18 protein-coding genes and 2 pseudogenes are annotated in these 22490 nt (G+C 66.4%); 13 read left to right on the forward strand and 7 right to left on the reverse strand.

The features are described 5' to 3' along the window. Nucleotides 1-2 precede the first annotated feature (2 nt). The 3 genes from acnD to ACWPN7_RS28645 are packed head-to-tail and all read left to right on the forward strand — an operon-like array spanning nucleotide 3 to nucleotide 4736. On the forward strand, nucleotides 3-2639 hold the full coding sequence (acnD, locus tag ACWPN7_RS28635; RefSeq protein WP_200775449.1) for a Fe/S-dependent 2-methylisocitrate dehydratase AcnD: 2637 nt from the start codon (nucleotides 3-5) through the stop codon (nucleotides 2637-2639). Then, a complete protein-coding gene (gene prpF, locus ACWPN7_RS28640; RefSeq protein ID WP_200775450.1) occupies nucleotides 2639-3844 on the forward strand; it encodes a 2-methylaconitate cis-trans isomerase PrpF in 1206 nt (401 codons plus the stop codon). Before acnD ends, prpF begins: the two co-directional genes overlap by 1 nt. A 31-nt stretch (nucleotides 3845-3875) precedes the next feature. After that, nucleotides 3876-4736 (forward strand): isocitrate lyase/PEP mutase family protein, encoded by an 861-nt coding sequence (locus ACWPN7_RS28645; protein ID WP_200775451.1) that lies wholly within the window; start codon nucleotides 3876-3878, stop codon nucleotides 4734-4736. Nucleotides 4737-5088: 352 nt separating this feature from the next. On the opposite strand, the gene ACWPN7_RS28650 is transcribed toward ACWPN7_RS28645, so the two are convergent. From ACWPN7_RS28650 to ACWPN7_RS28675, 6 genes are all read right to left on the reverse strand, one after another. After that, nucleotides 5089-5382, reverse strand: coding sequence for a TonB-dependent receptor domain-containing protein (locus ACWPN7_RS28650; RefSeq protein WP_247887865.1), 294 nt, complete (start codon nucleotides 5380-5382; stop codon nucleotides 5089-5091). Nucleotides 5383-5547: 165 nt separating this feature from the next. Continuing rightward, on the reverse strand, nucleotides 5548-6141 hold the full coding sequence (locus ACWPN7_RS28655; protein WP_247887866.1) for a TonB-dependent receptor domain-containing protein: 594 nt from the start codon (nucleotides 6139-6141) through the stop codon (nucleotides 5548-5550). Nucleotides 6142-6399: 258 nt separating this feature from the next. Continuing rightward, nucleotides 6400-8070, reverse strand: coding sequence for an arylsulfatase (locus ACWPN7_RS28660; RefSeq protein WP_040133955.1), 1671 nt, complete (start codon nucleotides 8068-8070; stop codon nucleotides 6400-6402). Next, the gene (locus ACWPN7_RS28665) at nucleotides 8067-9071 is read right to left on the reverse strand and encodes a formylglycine-generating enzyme family protein (protein WP_459198082.1); all 1005 of its coding nucleotides are present in this window, start codon (nucleotides 9069-9071) and stop codon (nucleotides 8067-8069) included. The genes ACWPN7_RS28660 and ACWPN7_RS28665 overlap by 4 nt, the downstream gene beginning before the upstream one ends. A gap of 273 nt (nucleotides 9072-9344) precedes the next feature. Then, nucleotides 9345-10352 (reverse strand): DUF2950 domain-containing protein, encoded by a 1008-nt coding sequence (locus ACWPN7_RS28670; RefSeq protein WP_407825382.1) that lies wholly within the window; start codon nucleotides 10350-10352, stop codon nucleotides 9345-9347. A 33-nt stretch (nucleotides 10353-10385) separates the two neighbouring features. Beyond that, nucleotides 10386-11663, reverse strand: a complete 1278-nt coding sequence (locus tag ACWPN7_RS28675) for a DUF3300 domain-containing protein (RefSeq protein WP_459198083.1) — start codon at nucleotides 11661-11663, stop codon at nucleotides 10386-10388. A 682-nt stretch (nucleotides 11664-12345) separates the two neighbouring features. Here ACWPN7_RS28675 and ACWPN7_RS28680 point away from each other — a divergent pair. The 10 genes and pseudogenes from ACWPN7_RS28680 (at nucleotide 12346) to ACWPN7_RS28725 (ending at nucleotide 22008) form a co-directional block, all read left to right on the forward strand. Beyond that, nucleotides 12346-13185: a hypothetical protein gene (locus ACWPN7_RS28680; RefSeq protein ID WP_040133956.1), complete on the forward strand. Its 840-nt coding sequence runs from the start codon at nucleotides 12346-12348 to the stop codon at nucleotides 13183-13185. A 96-nt stretch (nucleotides 13186-13281) separates the two neighbouring features. After that, nucleotides 13282-14334, forward strand: coding sequence for a SphA family protein (locus ACWPN7_RS28685; protein ID WP_492273539.1), 1053 nt, complete (start codon nucleotides 13282-13284; stop codon nucleotides 14332-14334). Nucleotides 14335-14433: 99 nt separating this feature from the next. Then, the gene (locus ACWPN7_RS28690; protein WP_459198084.1) at nucleotides 14434-15423 is read left to right on the forward strand and encodes an HAD family hydrolase; all 990 of its coding nucleotides are present in this window, start codon (nucleotides 14434-14436) and stop codon (nucleotides 15421-15423) included. Between the two features lie 123 nt (nucleotides 15424-15546). After that, nucleotides 15547-16347: pseudogene (locus ACWPN7_RS28695) on the forward strand (AAA family ATPase); the annotation flags it as partial. Between the two features lie 125 nt (nucleotides 16348-16472). Then, a complete protein-coding gene (locus ACWPN7_RS28700; RefSeq protein WP_492273540.1) occupies nucleotides 16473-17468 on the forward strand; it encodes a DUF58 domain-containing protein in 996 nt (331 codons plus the stop codon). Next, nucleotides 17465-17977 carry a DUF4381 domain-containing protein gene (locus ACWPN7_RS28705; protein ID WP_149651447.1) on the forward strand — a complete coding sequence of 171 codons (513 nt, stop codon included), beginning with the start codon at nucleotides 17465-17467 and terminating at the stop codon, nucleotides 17975-17977. The genes ACWPN7_RS28700 and ACWPN7_RS28705 overlap by 4 nt, the downstream gene beginning before the upstream one ends. Then, on the forward strand, nucleotides 17971-19002 hold the full coding sequence (locus ACWPN7_RS28710; protein ID WP_459198087.1) for a VWA domain-containing protein: 1032 nt from the start codon (nucleotides 17971-17973) through the stop codon (nucleotides 19000-19002). Before ACWPN7_RS28705 ends, ACWPN7_RS28710 begins: the two co-directional genes overlap by 7 nt. Continuing rightward, on the forward strand, nucleotides 18999-19940 hold the full coding sequence (locus tag ACWPN7_RS28715; protein ID WP_456531429.1) for a VWA domain-containing protein: 942 nt from the start codon (nucleotides 18999-19001) through the stop codon (nucleotides 19938-19940). The genes ACWPN7_RS28710 and ACWPN7_RS28715 overlap by 4 nt, the downstream gene beginning before the upstream one ends. Continuing rightward, nucleotides 19937-20575, forward strand: coding sequence for a tetratricopeptide repeat protein (locus tag ACWPN7_RS28720; RefSeq protein ID WP_459198088.1), 639 nt, complete (start codon nucleotides 19937-19939; stop codon nucleotides 20573-20575). The genes ACWPN7_RS28715 and ACWPN7_RS28720 overlap by 4 nt, the downstream gene beginning before the upstream one ends. After that, a complete protein-coding gene (locus tag ACWPN7_RS28725; RefSeq protein WP_459198089.1) occupies nucleotides 20572-22008 on the forward strand; it encodes a hypothetical protein in 1437 nt (478 codons plus the stop codon). The genes ACWPN7_RS28720 and ACWPN7_RS28725 overlap by 4 nt, the downstream gene beginning before the upstream one ends. Here ACWPN7_RS28725 and ACWPN7_RS28730 read toward each other — a convergent pair. Continuing rightward, nucleotides 21950-22411 (reverse strand): annotated as a pseudogene (locus ACWPN7_RS28730) (transposase); the annotation flags it as partial. The gene ACWPN7_RS28725 and the pseudogene ACWPN7_RS28730 sit on opposite strands and share 59 nt — an antisense overlap. Nucleotides 22412-22490 lie beyond the last annotated feature (79 nt).

Consider the following 22490-nt stretch of genomic DNA (forward strand, 5'->3'; position numbering starts at 1 on the left):
CCATGAACACCGCCCACCGCAAGCCGCTGCCGGGAACGCCGCTCGACCACTTCGACGCCCGTGCCGCCGTGAACGCCCTCCGTCCGGGGGCCTGGGACGGGTTGCCCTACGTGTCGCGCGTCCTGGCCGAGCAACTGGTGCGCCGCTGCGACCCGGCGCTGCTCGACGACGCCCTGCAGCAGCTCGTCGAACGCCGGCGCGACCGCGATTTCCCCTGGTACCCGGCCCGCGTCGTCTGCCACGACATCCTCGGCCAGACCGCCCTGGTCGATCTGGCCGGCCTGCGCGACGCCATTGCCGAGCAGGGCGGCGACCCGGCCAAGATCAACCCGGTGGTGCCGACGCAGCTCATCGTCGATCATTCGCTGGCCGTCGAGTATGGCGGCGATGACCCGCAGGCGTTCGAGAAGAACCGTGCCGTCGAAGACCGCCGCAACGAGGACCGTTTCCATTTCATCGACTGGACCAGACGCGCCTTCGAGAACGTCGATGTGATCCCGGCCGGCAACGGCATCATGCACCAGATCAACCTTGAGACGATGTCGCCGGTGATCCAGGTCCGTGACGGGGTGGCCTTTCCCGACACCTGCGTCGGCACCGACAGCCACACCCCGCACGTCGACGCCCTGGGCGTCATCGGCATCGGCGTCGGCGGGCTCGAGGCCGAAACGGTGATGCTCGGCCGCGCCTCGATGATGCGGCTGCCGGACATCGTCGGCGTCCGCCTGACCGGCGCGCGCCAGCCCGGCATCACCGCGACCGACATCGTGCTGGCCCTCACCGCGTTCCTGCGTGAACAGCGCGTGGTCGGCGCCTGGATCGAGTTCTTCGGCGAGGGCGCCGCCGGCCTGTCCGTCGGGGACCGGGCGACGATCTCCAACATGTGCCCGGAATACGGGGCCACCGCGGCGCTGTTCCACATCGACCGGCAGACCATCGACTATCTGAGGCTGACCGGCCGCGCGCCGGAGCAGGTGGCTTTGGTCGAGACCTACGCCAAGACCCTTGGCCTCTGGGCCGACGCGCTGCGGACCGCCGAGTACGAGCGCGTGCTGGCGTTTGATCTGGCCAGCGTCGAACGGACCATGGCCGGCCCGTCCAACCCGCACCGGCGTCTGCCGACCGCGGCGCTGAAGGAGCGCGGCATCGCCGTCGGTCTCGACACGGCGCAGGAGGAGGAGCGCGCCGGCCTGCTGCCGGATGGTGCAGTGGTCATCGCGGCCATCACCAGCTGCACCAACACGTCAAACCCGCGCAACGTGGTGGCGGCCGGCCTCCTGGCGAAGAAGGCCAACGCGCTGGGGCTGGTCCGCAAGCCTTGGGTCAAGACCTCCTTCGCGCCGGGGTCCAAGGTCGCCCGGCTGTACCTGGAGGAGGCCGGCCTGCTGGCCGAGCTGGAGACGCTCGGCTTCGGCATCGTCGCCTACGCCTGCACCACCTGCAACGGCATGTCCGGCGCGCTCGACCCGGCGATCCAGCGGGAGATCGTCGACCGCGATCTGTACGCGACCGCCGTCCTGTCCGGAAACCGCAACTTCGACGGCCGCATCCACCCCCACGCCAAGCAGGCGTTCCTCGCCTCGCCGCCGCTGGTCGTCGCCTACGCCATCGCCGGCACCGTGCGTTTCGACATCGAGCGGGACGCCCTGGGCGTGGACCGGGACGGCAAGCCGATCACGTTGAAGGACCTGTGGCCGTCCGACGCGGAGATCGATGCCATCGTCGCCTCCTGTGTCCGGCCCGAGCAGTTCCGCGCGGTGTACGATCCGATGTTCGCGGCGAACCGCGACGGTGTTGAAAAGACCAGCCCGCTCTACGACTGGCGCCCGGCGTCCACCTACATCCGCCGGCCGCCCTATTGGGACACCGAAGGGGTGGGCGCTTTGGCCGCCACCCCGCGCACCCTCACCGGCATGCGCCCGCTGGCGGTGCTGCCGGACAACATCACCACCGACCACCTGTCGCCGTCGAACGCCATCCTCGCCAATTCGGCGGCGGGTGAATATCTGGCGCGGATGGGGCTGCCGGAAGAGGATTTCAACTCCTACGCCACCCACCGCGGCGACCATCTGACCGCCCTGCGCGCCACCTTCGCCAACCCGCAGCTGGTCAATGAAATGGCCGTGGTGGAGGGGGCGGTGAGGAAGGGCTCGCTGACCCGTTTGGAACCCGACGGCACGGTCATGCGCATGTGGGAGGCCATCGAGACCTACCTGGAGCGCCGGCAGCCGCTGATCGTCGTCGCCGGAGCCGACTACGGCCAGGGGTCGAGCCGCGACTGGGCCGCCAAGGGTGTGCGTCTGGCCGGCGTCGAGGCCATCGTCGCCGAGGGCTTCGAGCGCATCCACCGCACCAACCTGATCGGCATGGGGGTGTTGCCGCTGGAGTTCAAGCTGGGCACCACGCGCCTGACGCTGGGCCTGGACGGCGGCGAGACCTACGATGTGACCGGCGAACGCCGGCCGCGCGCCGACCTGACCCTGGTCGTCCATCGCCGCGACGGTGGAACCTTGCGGGTTCCGGTGACATGCCGCCTCGACACCGCCGAGGAGCTGTCGATTTATGAGGCCGGAGGCGTGCTGCAACGGTTCGCGCAGGATTTCCTGGCCTCGGAAAGCGCGCAGAAAGGAGCCGCCTGATGGCGTTCGCACCGCAAATCCGCATCCCCGCCACCTATATGCGCGGCGGCACGAGCAAGGGCGTGTTCTTCCGCCTCGACGACCTGCCGGAGCGCTGCCGCGTGCCGGGCGAAGCGCGCGACCGGCTGTTCCTGCGGGTGATCGGCAGCCCCGACCCCTACGCCAAGCACATCGACGGCATGGGCGGCGCCACCTCCAGCACCAGCAAGTGCGTCATTCTGTCGACGAGCGCGCGCCCCGGCCATGATGTCGATTATCTGTACGGACAGGTCGCCATCGACGCCGCCTTCGTCGATTGGTCGGGCAATTGCGGCAACCTGTCCACCGCGGCGGGCGCCTTCGCCATCCACGCCGGGCTGGTCGATCCGGCGCGCATTCCGGAGAACGGCGTCTGCACGGTGCGCCTCTGGCAGGCCAACATCGGCAGGACGATCATCGCCCATGTGCCGGTCGCCGACGGTGCGGTGCGGGAAACCGGCGACTTCGAGCTGGATGGCGTGACCTTCCCGGCGGCCGAGATCGTGCTGGAGTTCATCGACCCCGCCGACGAAGGCGACGGTGAGGGCGGCGGAGCGATGTTCCCGACCGGCAACCTGACCGACGAGTTGGACGTGCCGGACTCGCTCGTTCCCGGCGGCCGGTTGACGGCAACGCTGATCAACGCCGGGATCCCGACCATCTTCGTCAACGCCGTCGACCTCGGCTATCGCGGCACCGAATTGCAGGACGCGATCAACGCCGACGCCGATGCGCTATTCCGCTTCGAGGCCCTGCGCATCATCGGCGCGCTGCGCATGGGGCTGATCAGGGAGGCAGGCGAAGCTTTGAGGCGCCAGCACACGCCGAAGATCGCCTTCGTCGCCTCACCCGACGCCTACACCGCGTCCAGCGGAAAGCGGGTGGAGACTGGCGATATCGACCTGCTGGTGCGGGCCTTGTCCATGGGCAAGCTGCACCACGCGATGATGGGAACGGCGTCGGTCGCCATCGCCGCCGCCGCCGCGGTGCCCGGCACGCTGGTCAACCGGGCGGCCGGTGGCGGCATGCGCAACGCGGTCCGCTTCGGCCACCCGTCCGGCACCCTGCGCGTCGGTGCCGAGGCGGCGCTGGTGGACGGCCGATGGACCGTCACCAAGGCGATCATGAGCCGCAGCGCCCGCGTGCTGATGGAAGGCTGGGTGCGCGTGCCCGCCGATTCGTTCTGAACCCCAACGTCCGAAATTCCAAGGAAACACCATGCCCACCCGCAAATCGCTCAAGACCCTCGTCGAAGCCCGCCGCGGCGCCATTGTTCCCGGCGCCTTCAACGCCCTGTCCGCCAAGGTGGTGGAGGATCTGGGATTCGAGGCCATCTACGTCACCGGCGCCGGCGTGACCAACATGTGGTTCGGCATGCCCGACCAGGGCTTCATGGGGCTGGCCGAGATCGCCGATCACACGGCGCGCATCCGCGACGCGGTGAGCGTACCTCTGATCGTCGACGCCGACACCGGCTTCGGCAATGCGCTCAACGTCTACCACACCGTCCGCACGCTGGAGCGCGCGGGCGCCGACTGCATTCAGCTCGAAGATCAAGTGGCGCCCAAGCGCTGCGGCCATTTCTCCGGCAAGGACGTGATCTCCACCGAGGAGGCGGTGAGCAAGATCAAGGCCGCGACCGATGCCCGCCGCGACGCGGATCTCCTGATCATGGCGCGCACCGACGCCGCCGCCGTGTATGGCTTCGAAGCCGCGGTCGAGCGCGCCCAGCGCTTCACCGAGGCCGGCGCCGACATCCTCTTCGTCGAGGCGGTGACGACGGCCGACGACATCCGCGCTCTGCCACAACGTCTGGAAAAGCCGCAGTTGATGAACATGGTCATCGGCGGCCGGACGCCGATCGTCAATGCGACCGAACTGGGGGAACTCGGCTACGGCATCGTCCTCTATGCCAACGCCGCCTTGCAGGGTGCCGTGGCAGGCATGCAGAAGGCGCTGACCGTGCTGCGCGACGACAAGGAGGTCAAGGAGTCGAGCGGCCTCGTCACGCCGTTCGCCGAGCGCCAGCGTCTGGTTGGCAAGCCCGAGTGGGATGCTCTCGAAAAGATCTACAGCTGATCCGTCGCCGGTGCGATGGATGAGGTGGAGTTGGTGCTAAATCTGCCGCACCAACTGGGATGGTCCTGCTGTGTGAGCGGCCGTACATTCAGCCTCAGGAACGCATGGCCAACTCCGTGCAACAGGTGGGCCGATGCAACGTGCATGCTTTAACTCCCATTATGGACGGACTCGGCCAGGACATTCCAGAGGTCTGGGAGCAGCACCATCCTTCGCTGATGAGGGCTTGCCGTGCCACTTGTGCTTTCCTTCATTAACCCTTGCCGACAAACGTTTCTGGAAAGGCCCCCTGCACGGTGCGCCGCTCCGAACCGTGCAGGCTGACAGAAAGCACCTCTGATCGATCGGACCGTCAGAAGGTCATGGAGAAGGCCAGTTCGGCCGAGCGCGGTCGGCCCAACTTCCAGCTCGTCGTTCCACTGGCCACCGCGTAGACCTCGTCGAACAGGTTGAAGGCGCGCAGGCTGAGCTTGGTGTTGTCGGTGGGCCGGTAATCCAGGCCGGCGTTGACCACTGTATAGGCGGGCCGCGTGACGGTGTTGGCGACGTCGGCGTAGGTCTTGCCGATATACTGCACGCCGGCCCGCGCCTCCCAGCCCGGCAGGAAGGCCCAGCTTGCCCAGGCATTGGCGGTGCGTTCCGGCACGCCCCGACACCGTCTGGATGAAGTCGTCGTACTTCGTCCGCAGCAGCGCGCCGTTCACGTCCCCCCGCACCCCCTCCCACAGGCCAAGCGACAGGGACGCCTCCAGTCCACGTGACGACTGCTGGCCGACCTGCACGGTGATCCCCGGCCGGTTCGGATCGGTGGTCAGCAGCTTGTCCTTGACGATGTGGTAGGCGGCGAGCGTCCATGCGTCCCTCCAGGAAGGACTGCTTGACGCCCACTTCGATCTGGCGGCCGGTGGACAGGTCGAAATCCCTCTGGGCAGGGGACAGCGAGATCAGATTGCCGACCGGATCGACCGCCGTGGCGTAGTCCGCCGACCAGCGCGAGGCGGTCGGTCACCGACAGCCGATCCTCCAGGAACAGCGCGTACTGATCGGTCTTCGACCGGAGCCGCGCCGTGGTGCCGGCGAGGTTGACGAACAGGCCGGGCGAGGGGTCGAAGGGATCGACGCTGCTGGTTCCTCTATAGGGCGAATTCCTGCTGTTCTGGAAGTGATCCGGTTGACGTCGAAGCCGCCGACCAACTCGTTCCTCATGCCAAACAGCTGGCTGCGCCACGTCGCGTCGAAGCGGTCGCCGACCTGTCGCTGGTCGTGATAGATCTCGATGTAGCTGCTGCGGTTGACCCGCCGCGTGGCGGCGTTCCAGGCGTAGCTCTCCACATTCTTCCAGTGCCGATGGCTCGTCAGGTGATATGCAGTGATGCGCAGGGTGAGGGCGTCCGACACTGCCCATTCTGTCTCGAGTTGGGTCCAGTTGTCGCGGTAGCGGATCGCGCTGTCGACCACGTTGAAATTTCGGTGCCGCAGCGCGCGGTCGAGGCTGCCGTTAATAAGCGGCTTCCCGAAGTACTTAGTGTGTGTGGTAGTGTGGGTCTGGGATATTATTTGCCCTCATTGGCAACGGTTGCTGTTCAGATCAACGTCGAGATCCCACGTTTGTTCACAGCGTGGACCGCCTAACGGTCTACGCTGCTTCGATGCCATAAGGGTGTTATTGCTTAACCTCCAAATTCTTTTGCATCTTCTCGATGATCTGGTCGACCGTAAAGCTCGCTGCACGCTGCCGCGGTGGGAATTCCCGGAATGTTTCCAGAAATTTCCCAACCTCCGTCTGCGCGGCAAAGATGATGTATGGCTGGGATACGAACCAATCATAGTAGGTGTTGGAGGTGATGTCCGCCCGCTCATACGGGTCGGCGCGCAGGTCGAACAGCTTGGGCAGACGCAACGTCGTGAACGGCTCGGCCCAGATGCGCATGGTTCCCGGCGCCCGCTGCTCGGAGAACACGATCTTCCAGTTCTCGAACCTCATGGCAACCAGATCGCCGTCATCGTCGAAATAGAAGAACTCCCTTCTGGCGCCACGGTCCTGCTGGCCAAGCAGGTGTGGGAGCTGGTTGTAGCCATCGAGATGGACTTTGAAGGTTTTGCCGCCGGCACCGTGTCCTTTCAGCAGCTTGTCCTTGACGTCCGTATCCCCGGCGGCGGCCATGAAGGTTGGAACCCAGTCCAGGCCACTGACGATCTCGTTCGATACGGTCCCCGCTCGGATTTTCCCAGGCCAACGGATCATGCAGGGCACACGGAAGGCCCCCTCCCAATTCGTGTCCTTCTCGCTGCGAAAGGGGGTCATGGCACTGTCGGGCCAAGCGTTCATGTGCGGCCCGTTGTCCGTCGTGTAGAGCACGATGGTGTTGTCGGTGATTCCGAGGTCGTCGAGTTTCTTGAGCAGCAACCCGATGTGACCGTCGTGCTCGACCATGCCGTCCGCGTATTCGGTCCGGGCGGTCAAGCCGGGTGGGCTGCGGTGCTCCTCACGCACATGCGTTCGGAAATGCATGCGGGTGCTGTTGAACCAGCAGAAGAAGGGCTTGTTTGCCTTGACCTGCCGGTCGATGAAATCCATCGCCGCGGCCGAGGTCTCGTCGTCGATCGTCTCCATCCGCTTCTTTGTGAGCGGGCCGGTGTCCTCGATCTTGCCGTCGGCGGATGCCTTGAGCACGCCGCGCGGACCAAACCGCTTGCGGAATTCGGGGTCCCGCGGGTAGGTGCGCTGTTCCGGTTCCTCTTCCGCGTTCAGGTGGTAGAGATTGCCGAAGAACTCATCGAAGCCGTGGTTGGTCGGCAGAAATTCGTCGCGGTCCCCCAGATGGTTCTTCCCGAATTGGCCGGTCGCGTAGCCGAGGGGCTTGAGCAGTTCGGCGAGGGTGGCGTCCTCCTTCTGCAGGCCCACCGTGGCTCCTGGCACGCCGACCTTGGACAGGCCGGTGCGCAGCGTCGATTGCCCGGTGATGAAGGACGACCGCCCCGCGGTGCAGCTCTGCTCCGCATAGTAGTCGGTGAACATCATGCCTTCGCGGGCGATGCGGTCGATGTTCGGAGTCCGGTAGCCCATCAGGCCGAAGGTGTAGGCGCTGATGTTTGATTGCCCGACATCGTCGCCGAAGATCACCAGAATGTTGGGATGGGCGCCGGACGGCTGGGCTTGCGGCTGCCCCGGCTGTGGTTGGGGCTGGGCTTGCTGAGCTTTGGCGGAACCGATCAGGGCCGCGGGGTCGAGGGCGGATGCCGCGGCGAGGGTCGTCCCCGTCAGCAGCATGTTGCGGCGGCTGAGGACCCTTGGTTTGGGCTGCTCATCATCGTGGTTTGCGGAACCGCTCACATTTCCCTCCCTTTTCGGATGATGCACCGGAACCCGATGTGGGACATGGCGCTGTCGATCATCTGCGGCTGACGGGCCGCGGGCCGGTACCGCTCGCAATAGCTAGGGGCGCACAGGAACGAGCCCCCTTTCACCACCTTGCGCGGAATGCGGATGTTGGGCTGGGCCGGGTCGAGGCTGCTCTCCCGCGGGGCGCCGCGTGGGTTGCTCGGAATGCAGCAGGGCTTGCCCGCGTCGGCCGGATGCCGGGCGCTGTACCAGTCGCAAGTCCATTCCCACACATTGCCCGCCATGTCGAACAGGCCGTAGCCGTTGGCGGGATAGGAACCGACCGGAGCGGTGCGCTCGAACCCGTCGGACACCTGATTTTGCCAAGGAAACTGCCCTTGCCACGTGTTGGCCATGTAACGGCCGCCCGGAGTGAACTCGTCGCCCCAGCAATAGATCGTGCCGTCCAGGCCGCCACGCGCCGCGAACTCCCATTCGGCCTCCGTGGGCAGCGTCTTCCCGGCCCAGCGGGCATAGGCCTCGGCATCATCGTACGCGACGTGGACGACCGGATGGTCCAAGCGGTCGTCGATGCCGCTGCCCGGCCCTTCCGGATTGCGCCAGTTCGCCCCTGGCACATACGACCACCAGTTGGCGAGGTTCCGGAGGTCGACGGGGCGGCTCGCCTTGTGGAACACCAGGGCTCCGGGTTGCAGCATGCCGGGCAAGGCGCCCGGATAATCCGCCGGGTCGAGCGGGCGCTCGGCGACCGTGACATAACACGTGGCCGCGACGAAGCGCCGGAACTGTTCGTTGGTCACGGCAACGGCGTCCATCCAGAAGCCATCGACGGCGACGCGGTGGGTGGGGCTTTCTTCCCGGTAATGCCGATCGGACCCCATCCGAAAGGTGCCTCCGGGAATCCAGACCATTCCCTGGTCCTGAAGGTGATCCTGGCCCTGGTCCAGGGGAGCGGCTGGCTTCGGGCAGCACGCTGGCGCATCGGTGCTCATGGCTGACGTGTCATCCTCGTTCAAGGAATGGCGTTCGCAGGTCGACGCAACGGAAGCTGCAAAGCACCGGTCTCGCTGGCCCCCGACAACCGCGCCGATCGAGGCGTGGGCGGCTTCGCCAGAAGCGTGGTGCGGTGGTTGTGTTGCGGCAATCCTCGGCGGGGTAACTTACACGTAACGTTGAAGGGCATTGCGAGCCCCGCTCACCCCCGCAACCTGGTCGGCTCTCGCGTGTGCGGCTGCGGCTTGCTGCATTCCAGCATCGGTGGAGCGTCATCGAGGAGTGACCGGCATCCATCCATCGGATGGATCGTAGGCCCAGATGGACTGCGCAACCGCCACCGTGTCATTCCCCAGATCCTTTTGCAGAACATGGCCGTCCGGGCCGACCTGGAAACTCATGATGCCGTTTTCTCCGTAGTCGGATGGCCAAGCCAGGATGGCGAACCCCTTCTCAAGACGGTCGTCGACCAGATAGCTCATCGCCCCGCCCGGAGCGCCCGGCCCCTGCGCCGTCAGAATGCGGAACCAGTACCCACGGTACGGATCGCCGGGCCGCCGGCCCTCCAGAAAGGCACGCTGCCTTTCGACAAAGGCCGACAACGGGCTCGCGTGCGTGGCCTCGGTTCCGTTTCCAGCGGCTTTGCTATGGCCGGCTTGCGCGGGCCACCACAGCCCATCGGTGCTGCCCGGCGTGCTCTGGATGTAGCGCGCATAGGCGGCTGGGCGGCCTCCCGCTTTCGACCGCTCCATGTAATCCCGCTGAGCCTGGACGAAGGCGTGCAAAGCCGCGATGGCGTCCAGTTCGTCGGCGCCGATCCGGCGCACGAATATCTCTTCTTCGCCGGCGGGCGTGTCGAAGAACCACCGCTGGCCGATGCGCACGAGCGGTATCGGGAAGGGCCAGTTCTGATGCCCAAGAAGAATGCCGGCGACATCGCCTTCTTCCTGCAGGCGCATCCCCTCCTTCGCGGCGCGCGCCGCGCGTTGCCGATCCACGCGGGCACTTGCCGGGTCGGGGCCTTCCACAAGGTCGGCATTGCCTGGGCCGAACATCGCCAACAGGCTTCGTGTGTCGTCCGCGGCAAGGGCGGCCACAAAGGCGTCCGCGGCTTCCCGAGCCGTTGCGAAGCTGCGCTGATCGGCGGACGGTGCAGGTGCTCCCATGGCGGGCGGCGTGGTCTGCGACTGGGCGAAGGCCGCCGCAATGGTGAACATAGCCACGATTGGCGCCAGGATGCCGGCCAGAATTGTTCGTCTCAGGCGGTGCGCTCCAGTCATCGTGATCCTCCGGATGCCGTCGTCGCGAACCGTTCAGCGTCTGTGGAAGCCGCCGTGAAAGCCTCCACCATGGAAACCGCCGCCATGGAATCCCCCAAATCCTCCCGCCCCCTGGAACCCACCCGCTCCCCCAAGGCTCTGGAGACCGCGCAGACTCTGATGCTCCGCAAGCGATCCATGTTCGATGGTGGAGAAGGCGTTGTGTCCGCCGGGATTGAAATGCTCCCCAGCCCCGGCAATGCCGCGGTTGGCCAGCGAGGCGGGCGCCCGGTCCAGACCCGCCGCCCCCTGTGGGCGCTGAGAGAATGCCCGGCGTTCCGGCGTTGCGTTGGCCAGCCCGCGGCGAACCTGCTCGGCGTTCAACGGCGCAACCGCGCGTCCTGCACCGCCCATCCGGTTCACATGGGCCTGCCGTCCCAGCTCGGTGTTGGCCGAATGCCAGCGATTTTCGCGATTTTGCGAAATGCCGTCGATCCGTGCGCGGACATTCTGCGTGTTGATGTTGACGTTGCGGTTGATGTTCACATCGCCATGGTAGATGTCGTGATTGTCCCATGACAGGGCGAAGCCCAAGGCCGTACCGAACACCGCCCCGGTGAAGAAAGCCGCCGCAGGGTCGTAGTAATACGGATAAGGCGGTGACCAATAGTAAGGAGGCGGGGCGGCGGGCGGCGTTACATAAACGACCGTCGCGGGGTTGTAGGTCGGCACGTAAATCACCGTGGGGTCAGCCGAGTGCACCACGATGCTTTCCTTCTGCTTGGTCACCGTCTGCTTGTCGTTGGACACCAGATTGCCAGCCGCGTAGGCCTTCTGACGAAAGCTTTGGATCGCATCCATGACTTCGCTCTGCTGTCGCACCACGGCTTCGCCCAACTGCTGGGTCCAATCGAGGTCGTCGTTCATCACCTTGAGAGCATCCGGGTAATTGAGAAGCGCGACGACGCTCGGGTCCCAGCTCTTGGGAGGGCTGACCTTCGGATTGCCGCGGCGCTGCTCAAAGAGCCGTTGTGCTTCGACGACTTGAAGGGGTTGGGTGGAGGCGGGAAGCACGATCGCCAGAAGGTCGTCTGGGTATAGGGCCACCCGGCTCACCAGCGTCTGAAGCTGTGCGCTGCTCAGTTTGGCCGGCTCACTCGGCGGCGATTGTGCCTTGGCGGAAAAAGTGAAGAGAAGCATAAGCATCAGCGATGCGGTGACAACAATCAACTGGCCGCCGCTGGTCAGCCGGTGCAGCCAGGTCCAGGCATTCAATGATGCTCCTCCGTACGCATCGGATGAGCGCACGACGGATAAAGGTACGGGAACCATGGCGCTCTCCTTTTCCGGTCCCAGCCCGCTACAGCGGGCACATGGCGACGCGACGCGCGAGCGCTCACCTGGGAGAGCGGACCTGCGTGGCAGCGGAGCGAAGTAGGCAACCTTTGATGGGTAAGCCGTAACAGAGATGGACCGGACCGTCTTCTCCGAAACAGGTTAGTTACCGTTTCAATCGGGTGGGTGCTGTTTCAGCGTACGGCAAACACGTACAGCAACGGCAATGGAACTTTGCTCGTCATCAGGGCTGCCCCCAGACCACGCATCGCAATGCGCAAACCTACCGAGCCTGCCGGCTCCCACAAACGTTCGCCCCCTCCTGTGCCGACGGGGCCTCTCATAGGTAATAAACGCTCGGCGTTACGGTAAAATGCTTTCTCGTTCAGAAAATTATGCCAGACACCAACCTGAGATGGCGATGCATCAAATTCTCAGTCGGATAGCTATTCCAGAAATCAAAAAATTGTCAGAGAAAATGTAGATTGTTCTAGCGGTGCACATTGACCAAGCTGTGTCTCCGTTAATGGGCTATGTTTACATTAATGGTATGAATTATTGCCCTGAGTTAGCCAAGCTTTTTAGTGAGGTGTGGGCAAAAGGTGAACGGGCCTTAAAGGGCCGTTGCGTGATGCCAATCGGTCAATGCAAGGGGTGGCTCCCTTGTCAGGAGAAGTCAATGGATGACACGTCTCGCGGTTCGCTCGGAAGAGTGAGCAGCGTCTTTGTGGTCTTTGCTGCGTATGCCGCTCTCGCATCGACCTCGACGGCACAGGAGGCTGCAAAGCAGCCCAATGCGCCGAACAGCGGACAGAATGAGGCCAACAACCCATTGACTCCCAAGATCACTTTCAATCTTCAGGATTATTACATTCCCTCTTTCATCAGGGGGCCGGATCAGGACGCCAACCAGCTTCTGTTGCGTGGGTTGGTACCGTCCGACCTGTTCGGCGCTCCACAACTTTTCCGGTTCACGTTGCCCATCGCGACCGCTCCGACGCTTCCCGATGGCTCGGAAACGGGCTTGGGTGACTTGACGCTGATGGATCTTTTCATGTTTCCGGGAAAGGACGTTTCATTCGGCCTCGGTCCGATGCTGGTCGCGCCGACCGCCAGCAGCCGGGTGCTTGGCGCTGGAAAATGGCAAGCGGGGGCGGCAGGCGTTGCGGTCGCACCACAGTCGTGGGGGCTGGTCGGCGGTCTGTTGACCTATCAACAATCCTTCGCAGGCGACGACGATCGGGAAGCGGTCAAGTTGCTGACCGTCCAGCCCATACTCTTCTACAATTTGCCGGACGGGTATTATTTGCGGTCCTCCGCCATCTGGAACTTCGATATCGAGAACGACACACGCTATGCCCCCTTGGGGTTCGGCGTGGGCAAGGTCTGGCAAGTCAGCCGGACCGCATCGGTGAACGCCTATATCGAGCCCCAATACACAGTCCTGCACCATGGGGCGGGCATTCCCCGCTGGCAGGTCTTCGCAGGCCTCAATCTTCAGTTCAGCCTGGGGCAATGAAGGAACAACGGGGTAGGCCACCACCGGATAGGCCATCGGAACAGCCTGACAAAAGGGGCCGCCGGATAAGATCTCGAACCAGAACAGGATGGTGCCATGCCTTTCGACGTTGGCGCAGTCGGACCCGATCCGTGTGGCGATGTGCGGATGGTCCGCCAGCAGATCTCGCTCGGGCTTTCCTTGGGAACGTGGCTGTGCGGAGTCTGGGCCGCTGCGATCGGATGCGGCCTTCCGGTGCAGGAGGCACGCGCGGCCGAGAATGGGACCGGATTCTATCTGCTTGGATCACGCGGGCCGTTGGCCGCGGCCGTTCCGCCGCAAGGCGTCTTCTTCCAGAACGACCTCTACGTCTTCCACGCGGACCGAAGCAGTTCGCGGACGCTTCCGGTGCACGGCAATCTCGCCACGGATTTCCGCTCAAGCGCGTACATTGACCTGCCTACATTCCTGTGGTCGACGCCCTTGACAGTGGGCGGTGCCCGGCTCGCCTTTTCCGCGACCATCCCGTTCGGAGGGCCGGACGTATCGGCGAGCGCGGTGGTCGGTCCCTACAGCAGTTCCACCAGCGACAGCGCCTTCACCATCGGCGACCCGGTGTTTTCCGGCATGCTCGGCTGGGAGTCCGGGCGGTTTCGCGCCACGGGCATCGTGTCGGTCAACACGCCCGTCGGCGACTACCGCAAGGGCGCGCTCGCCAACATCTCCTTCAATCGCTGGGCGACCGACGTCAGCGGCGCGGTCACCTGGCTCGACACGGAGCGGGGGCTCGACCTGTCCGGGGTTATCGGCGTGACGTTCAACGGCGAGAACCCGGCGACCGACTACCGGAGCGGCACGGAGCTGCATCTGGAATGGGCGGCGTCCCAGTATCTGTCGAAGGACTTCTCGATCGGGATCGTCGGCTACCATTACCAGCAGATCAGCGGCGACAGCGGCTCCGGCGCCGTGCTGGGCGACTTCAAAGGGCGCGTGACCGCGCTTGGCGGCACCGCGGGGTACAATTTCCAGATCGGTAAGGCGCCGGTCTCCACCCGCATCAAGGTCTACCGCGAGTTCGCCGTGGAAAACCGCGTCCCCGGCGGGACGACCGGGTTTCTCACCGTCTCCTTGCCGCTGTGGGTGCCTCAACCATCCTCGACACCGCACTGAGCGGCCATGCCGTTTCGGTTGAACAACAGGGGTGCGACCATGCCGTTGTCGTGTTGCCGGATGCCCTGGGTCCGATTGGCCGCTGCCCGATGGGTTGCCATGGCCTGCATCCTGGCGTTGGCCTCCGGCATCCTCGCCGGATCGGGCGGATCGGGCGGAGCGGCGGAGCGCGATCCGCTGCCTTCGTGGAACGACGGCGCGGCCAAGGCCGCGATCATGGCGTTCGTCGCGCGGGTGACGACCGAGGGCGGTGCGGACTTCGTTCCAACCGAGCAGCGCATCGCCACCTTCGACAACGACGGCACGCTGTGGGCGGAACAACCCGGCTACGTCCAGGCCGCCTTCCTGATGGACCGCCTGAAGGACATGGCGCCGCAGCATCCGGAATGGCGCACCGAACAGCCCTACAAGGCAGCACTGGAAGGCGACCAGAAAGCCGTCGCCGCGGGTGGCATGCGGGCCATCGATAGTCTGGTCATGGCCACGCACGCGGGCATGACCTCGGAGGAGTTCACGGAGGCCGTCCGGTCCTGGATCACGACGGCCCGGCACCCGCGCTTCGACCGTCCCTACACCGACTTGGCCTACCAGCCGATGATCGAGCTGGTGACCTACCTGAAGGACCAGCGTTTCAAGGTCTACATCGTGTCCGGCGGCGGGGTCGAATTCATGCGCCCGTGGACGGAGGCCATCTACGGCATTCCGCCGGAGCAGGTCGTCGGCTCCAGCATCAAGCTCCGCTACGAGCTGACCGGGGACAGCCCGGCGCTGCGCCGGCTGCCGGAGATCGACTTCATCGACGACGGCCCCGGCAAGCCGGTCGGAATCGCCAAGGCCATCGGGCGCCGGCCGATCTTCGCGGCGGGCAACTCGGACGGCGACCTGCAGATGCTGCAATGGACCACCCTGGCGCCGGGACCGCGCTTCGCCCTGCTCGTCCATCACACGGACGCCGAGCGGGAATGGGCCTACGACCGCAATTCGGCGGTCGGAAAGCTGGACAAGGCGCTGGACGAGGCGCCGAGGCGCGGCTGGCTCGTCGTTAACATGAAGGCGGATTGGAAGGCCGTCTTTCCCTTTCAGCGGTGAACGTACACCGTGAACAATGGGCGGGGAGCGCCGACATGACGGCACGCGAGTCCATCCAGGAGCTTCAGCGACGAGTTCAACCGGTCCATCATCGGACAGGCACGCGTCGTCGAGCGGCTTGTCATTGCGCTTCTCGCGGACGGCAACGTGCTGATGGAGGGCCTGCCCGGCCTTGCCAAGACCCGCGCGATCAAGAGCCTGTCGAAAAGCCTGGAATCCGACTTCAGCCGCATCCAGTTCACCCCGGACCTGCTCCCCTCCGACATCACGGGTGGCGAGATCTACCGCAGCGACGGTGTGGGCGATGCGGCCTTCAGCTTTCGCCAGGGCCCGATCTTCGGGAACCTGATCCTCGCCGACGAGATCAACCGGGCGCCGGCCAAGGTGCAGTCCGCCCTGCTGGAGGCGATGGAGGAGCGGCAGGTGACCGTTGCCGGCAAGCGGTACCCGCTGCCCGGCCTGTTCATGGTGCTGGCGACGCAGAATCCCATCGAACAGGAAGGCACTTACCCGCTCCCCGAGGCGCAGATGGACCGCTTTCTCATGCATGTCCGGATCGATTATCCGAGCGATGCCGACGAGGTGGAGGTGCTGCGGCTGGTGCGCCGGGAGCAGGCGGTAGCCCCCGAAGCGGACCGTGCGCCGCAAGAGGAGCGCATCGCCCAACGCTGTGTTTTCGACGCGCGGGCGGAGATCGCCGAGGTGACGACCGCCGAGGCGATCGAGAGCTATATCGTGGCCCTGATCGCGGCGACCCGGCGGCCCGAGGAGTATGGCGACACGCTCAAGGCCTGGATCGCGGTGGGCGCCAGTCCGCGCGGCTCGCTGGCGCTCGACCGTTGTTCGCGCACCCATGCGTGGCTGCAGGGGCGGACCTACGTGGTGCCCGAGGACGTGCAGGCCGTCGCCCATGACTGTCTGCGCCACCGCGTGTCCCTGACCTACGACGCCATCGCCGACGGCGTGACCAGCAATGGGGTGATCCGACGAGATCCTGCGGCAGGTTGCCGTCGCGGCCTGAACCGGCGTGCGGAGGACGACGAATGGCGATGGATGAACCGAAGCGTTGGCAACGCAAGGCGCCGTCCGACGGCGCGGCGCGGGCCTATGTCACGCTCGACGCCCTGCAGCGCCTCCGGCATCGGGCGCGCGGCTTCAGCTTCCTGCCGCGGCAGCCGGTCCACAGCATCCTGACCGGACGCCACGCCTCACGGCTGCGCGGGCGCGGGCTGAACTTCGAGGAACTGCGCCGCTACGTCGAAGGCGACGACATCCGGACCATCGACTGGCCCGCCACCGCCCGGCTCGGCAGCCCCTACGTGCGCGTCTACACGGAGGAGCGGGACCGGAGCGTGCTGCTGCTGGTGGACCAGCGCCTGTCCATGTTCTTCGGCAGCCGGCGGGCCATGAAGTCGGTCGCCGCCGCGGAGGTCGCGGCACTGTCGGCCTGGCGCGTCACATCGCTCGGCGACCGCGTCGGAGCCATCGTCTTTTCCGAGAGTGAGGTGACTGAAATCAGGCCGCAGGCCCGGAACGGGGCGGTCCCCCGCATCCTGGAAACTGTGGTCCGTCAGAACCGGGCATTGCGCGCCGGCGGCGAAACCCTGGCCGATCCGGTCCTCTTCAACGATGCCCTGCGGCGGACCATCCGCCTGCTCCCGCATGACGGCCTGCTGTGCCTCATCACCGACTCCTTCGGCGCCGACGACGAGACTGTCCGGCTCGTCACGCGGATCGCCGCGCACAACGACGTGCTGACGGTGTTCATTCACGACCCGATGGAAGCGGCCTTGCCGGATATGGGCCGGGTGGTGGTCGCGGAGGGACCGGGTCAGATCGAGGTCGACACGGCGGCGCGCGGCCTGCGCGACCGCTTCGCCGCCGGCTTTGCCGAGCGTCGGGCGCGCATCGCCGGCTTCGCACGCGAGCACGCCATTCCGGTCCTGCCCATCGCCACCGACCACGATGTGGTCGATCAGCTCCGCGACTTGCTTGGGCACCGCGTGGCACTTTCGGCGGCGGAGCGGAGAGGAGCGCGCGTATGAGCGACGATCCGGCGAGCTTGTCCAACCTTCGCGACCTTGCGCTCCCCAACCCGGTTCCCTGGTGGCCCCCAGCGCCGGGCTGGTGGATTCTGGCCGCGGGACTTCTGTTGGCCGGTCTCCTGTTGGCCGTCCGTGCCATCGCCCGTTACCGCGCCAACGCTTACCGCCGGGAGGCCCTGCGAGTCCTCGACGCGCTGGAAGGTGACATCGGCAAAGCCGATGCGGCCTTGCTCGCCCAACGCATGGCCTCGCTGTTGAAGCGGGCGGCGCTCGCCGCCTATCCCCGGTCGGAGGTCGCCGGCCTCGACGGAGCCTCGTGGCTCGCCTTTCTCGACCGAACCGCGGGAACCGACCGTTTCACAACGGGGCCGGCGCGGCGTCTTCCCGACCTCGTCTACGGGGCCGCCGAGGGCGGCACGGACGCCCTGCGGGAGATCGCTGCCACGGCCCGCCTGTGGCTCCGGACCCACCGCGCTCCGGCATCAAGACGGAGCGGCTGGCCATGCTGACGTTGGCCTATCCGTGGCTGCTGCTCCTGTTGCCCCTGCCGTGGATCGTCCACCGGATGGTGCCGCCGCGCATCGAACGGCGACCGGCTGTGCGCGTGCCCTTCTTCGCCACCCTGGTCGCGCTCACCGGAGCGGTACCCCAGGGGGGAACCGCCGTTGCCCGGCGGGGCATCTGGCGGACCGCCGTGCTGATCCTGTGCTGGTGCCTGTCGGTCGGCGCCCTGGCGCGTCCACAATGGATCGAGCCGCCGCTGCACCGGGACCAGCCGGCGCGGGACCTCCTGCTGCTGGTCGATCTGTCCGGTTCCATGGAGACGCGCGATTTCACCGACGCCAGCGGAGCGACGGTGGACCGGCTGACGGCGGTGAAGCAGGTGCTCGACGATTTCCTGTCGCGCCGCGACGGCGACCGGGTCGGCGTGGTGGTCTTCGGCAACGCGCCCTTCACGCTGGTGCCCTTCACCGCCGATCTTGGGCTCTGCCGCCGTCTCGTCCAGGAGATGCAGGTCGGCATGGCCGGTCCACGCACCGTGTTCGGCGACGCCATCGGATTGGGCATCACGCTGTTCGAGCGCTCGACGGTGCCGGCCAAGACGATCATCGCCCTGACCGACGGCAACGACACGGCGAGCCGCGTCCCGCCGGCGGAGGCCGCCCGCGTCGCCAAGGACAAGGCGATCACCATCCACACCATCGCTATCGGCGATCCGACCGCGGTCGGCGAGGACGCGCTCGACGAGAAGGCCCTGCGGGACGTGGCGGACGCAACCGGCGGCGGCTTCTTCCGCGCGCTTGATCGGACCCAGCTCGCTGAGGTTTACCAACGGCTCGACGCCATCGAAACCCGGAAGGTGGACACCATGTCCGTCCGGCCGAGGACCGACCTGTTCTGGGTGCCGCTGGCGGCGCTCACCATCCTGAGCATGGCGGCCCAGACACTCGGCCTGCTGCCGAGGCTGCGCCGCGGCTCCCCGTCCGGGCGCGCCGATGGCCATTCAGCCGCGACGCCGGGAGTGCGCCCATGACCGATCCGTTGTCCGAGCTGCATGTGCTGCGTCCCTGGTGGTTGCTGCTGCTGATCCCCGCGGTGGCCTTGTGGTGGCTCGACCGCCGGACGGGCGATCCGCTGCAGCCCTGGCGGGCCGCCATGGCTCCGGAGCTGCTGGCCCATCTGACCGTTGGCGGCGGAGCCAACCGGCGTTTCGCGCCCGGCACGCTGCTGCTGCTCGGGTGGTTCGTGGGGATCGTGGCAATGGCCGGACCGACGTGGCGGCGGGAGCCCTCCCTGTTCGCCGACGCTGCCCCGCCCGCCATGATCGTCCTGCGCGTGACCCCGACCATGACGGCGCCCGACCTGCCGCCGACCCGGCTGGAACGGGCCCGGCAGAAAATCTCCGACCTCCTGGACCAGCGGGAGGGGGCGGCCACCGGCCTCGTCGCCTACAGCGGCTCGGCGCATCTGGTCCTGCCGCCGACGACGGACAAGGAGGTGGTGCTGACCATGGCCCGCGCCCTCTCTCCGGAGATCATGCCGCGCGAAGGCGATCAGCTTGCCCAGGCGGTGACCCTGGCGGCGCGGGTGCTGGCGGAGGGCAAGCGCGGCGGTTCGCTGGTCGTGCTGGCCGATGCGGTGGCGCCCGATCAGGCCAACGCGTTGCGGGGCACGGGCCAGAGCGCCGAACGGCCGCCAACCGTCCTATGGGTCATGCTGCCCCCGGACCACGTCGCCCAGGACACGGCTTTGCAGAACGCTGCCACCGTCTTGGACGCCCGCGTGGTGGAAGTGACCCCCGATCCCACCGACGCCGCATCCGTCGCCCGTCGCCTGGACTCCGCGACCGCCCCGGCGGCCACCGCCCAAGGGGATGAGGCTCGTTGGCAGGATGCGGGCTACTGGCTGACCCCCTTGATCGCCGCGCTGGTGCTCGGGTGGTTCCGGCGCGGCTGGAGGCTGGCGGCATGAGGAACGCCATGGTTGGCATTCTCGCCATCGTTCTCCTATCGCTGGCCGGCGCCACGCTGCTCCTCGGCTGGAAAGACCTGTGGACGACGCCCGACCAGCGTGGTCGCTGGCTTATGGAACGGGGGCGGTACGCCGAAGCCGCCGACGCCTTCATCGATCCGATGTGGCGCGGCGTGGCGCTGATGAAGGCCGGTAACTTCAAGGACGCGGCGTCGCAGTTCGCCGGCATCGACACCGCGGACGCCGCCTACGATCAGGGCAACGCCTTGGTGATGCGGGGAAAATACGACGATGCGGTCGCCCGCTACGACCGGGCGCTCGCCCTCAGGCCCGGCTGGGCGGATGCCGAGGCCAACCGGACGCTCGCCCGTCTGCGCGCCGACCGCGTCCGGGCAAAAGGCGGCGACGACGGCGACACCGAGGATGACCCGGACGACGTCGTCTATGACCGGACCAAGAAGGATGGCGGCAAGGACACGGAGACCGCCGGCGGTGCCCCGATGAGCGACGAGGCGATCCGCGCCCTGTGGCTCAAGCGGGTGCAGACACAACCGGCCGACTTCCTGCGGGCGCGCTTCGCCTACCAGCTTCAGGCAGCGCCCGAACCCGGCACTGCTCCGGGAGGTGTGCCATGAGCCTGGCTCGCAAGCCGCAGCGGTGCGGTTGGATGGCGGTCTGGCTGGCAATGGTGCTGTCCATCGGCGGCATGGCCACCGGTTCGGCGCGCGCGGAGGAGGGAACGGACACGCCCCCGGTCGTGGTTCGCATGTCGAGCCGCCCGGACCAGACCGCCATCATCGGGCAGCATGTGCGCGTGTTCGTTGACGTCCTGTTTCTGGACGGGATGATCTACCCGCCGCGTGTCACGTTGCCGGCCATGGACGCCGCGCAGATCTTCCGCTTCGAGACCCAGGCGACCTCGCTGAGCGACGGCATCCGGGGGCAGGCCTATGTCGGCCAACGCTTCGAATTCGCCCTGTACGCACGGCGCGGTGGCACTCTGACCATCCCGGCAGCCAATGTCGTGCTTCTCGACCGCAACGAACATGAAACCGGCGTGGTGTCCGGCACCGCGCTGACGCTGTCCGTCACCGTGCCCCCGGGGGTCGACCCGTCGCAGGCGGTGACCGCGTCCACACGGCTGAGCGCGCACGAGAGCTGGGCGCCGGAACCGGACACGGTGTTCAAGGCCGGTGACGCCCTGGTCCGCACCATCACGCGGGAGGTTGCCGATGTTCCGGGCAGCGCGCTTCCGGACATCCGCTTTTCGGCGCCGGACGGGGTGCGCGTCTATGGGGAGCCAGCCCGGATCGACGACCGGATCGAGCGCGGCGATCTGACCGGGGAGCGCACGGACCGGACAACCTACGTCTTCGAGACGGCAGGGCGCTTCGACCTGCCGGCCGTGTCGCAGACATGGTGGGACCTGGAGTCCGACCGTCTGCGCACCGTCACTTTCCCGGCGGTTCGCGTAACCGTTGCCGCTCCACCGCCATTGGTCATGCCGCCGGGCGGCTCGCCGGATGCTGGTCCAGGACGGATCTGGATGCTGGCGGTGGTTTTCGGTGGGATTATCCTGCTGACCGTCCTCGCCGTTTTGGCAAGGGACCGTCTTGCTCAAGCATGGAAAGCGTGGCGCCTTCGGCGGCAGCAATCGGAACGCAGCATGTTCAATACACTGCTGCAAGCTTGCCGGGGGAACGACCCACGCGCCATCTACACGACCTTCACCCGATGGCGTGATCGGTTGGCCGGACGGTGCCGGCTGGAGGATCACCCGGAAGGGGCAGCCCTCATGCTTGCCACAAAGGACTTGGAGCGTGTCCTGTTTTGTGGTGGGGGTTCGCCGCAGATGTGGTCGGTGGAACAAAGCCGGAGTTTGGCGAAAGCCTTGCGGACCCTCCGCCCGGATGTCCTGCAAAGGCTAACCTCGGCAAACACCCGCAACCTTCCACCACTCAATCCTGCCCGCCTCTCGTCCATCCGGCCTCGGCTGCTGACAGCCCGTTTCAAAAGCTTGGTGAAGGAAGCCGCTTGCGGTTCGGGTGAGCGGGACGGTGCAGCATGATCCTGATGGCGGTGACGGTGATCATGGCCTCGGCGACGCCGGTGCGCTCCTCGTAATCCTTGGACAAGCGCCTCCACCGTCCGAGCCATCCGAAGGATCGTTCGACGACCCAACGACGCGGAACGAGGATGAAGCCGCCACCGGCGATGCGGCGGACGATGATCAGCGTCAGCCCGAGCAGGAAGCAGGCAAGGATGACCGGCATCCGGTTGTAGATGCTGTCGGCGAAGACGGCCCGCAGCCAGCAGTAGAGCTGCTTGATCCGGGTTAGCAACGCTCCGGCGCTGTCGGCGTCCTGGATGTCGGTGGCGTGGACGAGGACACCGAGCAGGAAGCCCGAGGTGCCGACGGCGATGTGACGCTTGCGGCCCTTGACCTTCCTGGCCGCGTCGAAGCCACGCGCGCCCCCTTTCCCGTGGTTTTAACGCTCTGGGTGTCGAGAATGGCGGCCGAGGGGGTCGGATCGCGGCCCTCCTGCTCGC

Source organism: Azospirillum sp. UENF 312511 (genome assembly GCF_058780635.1).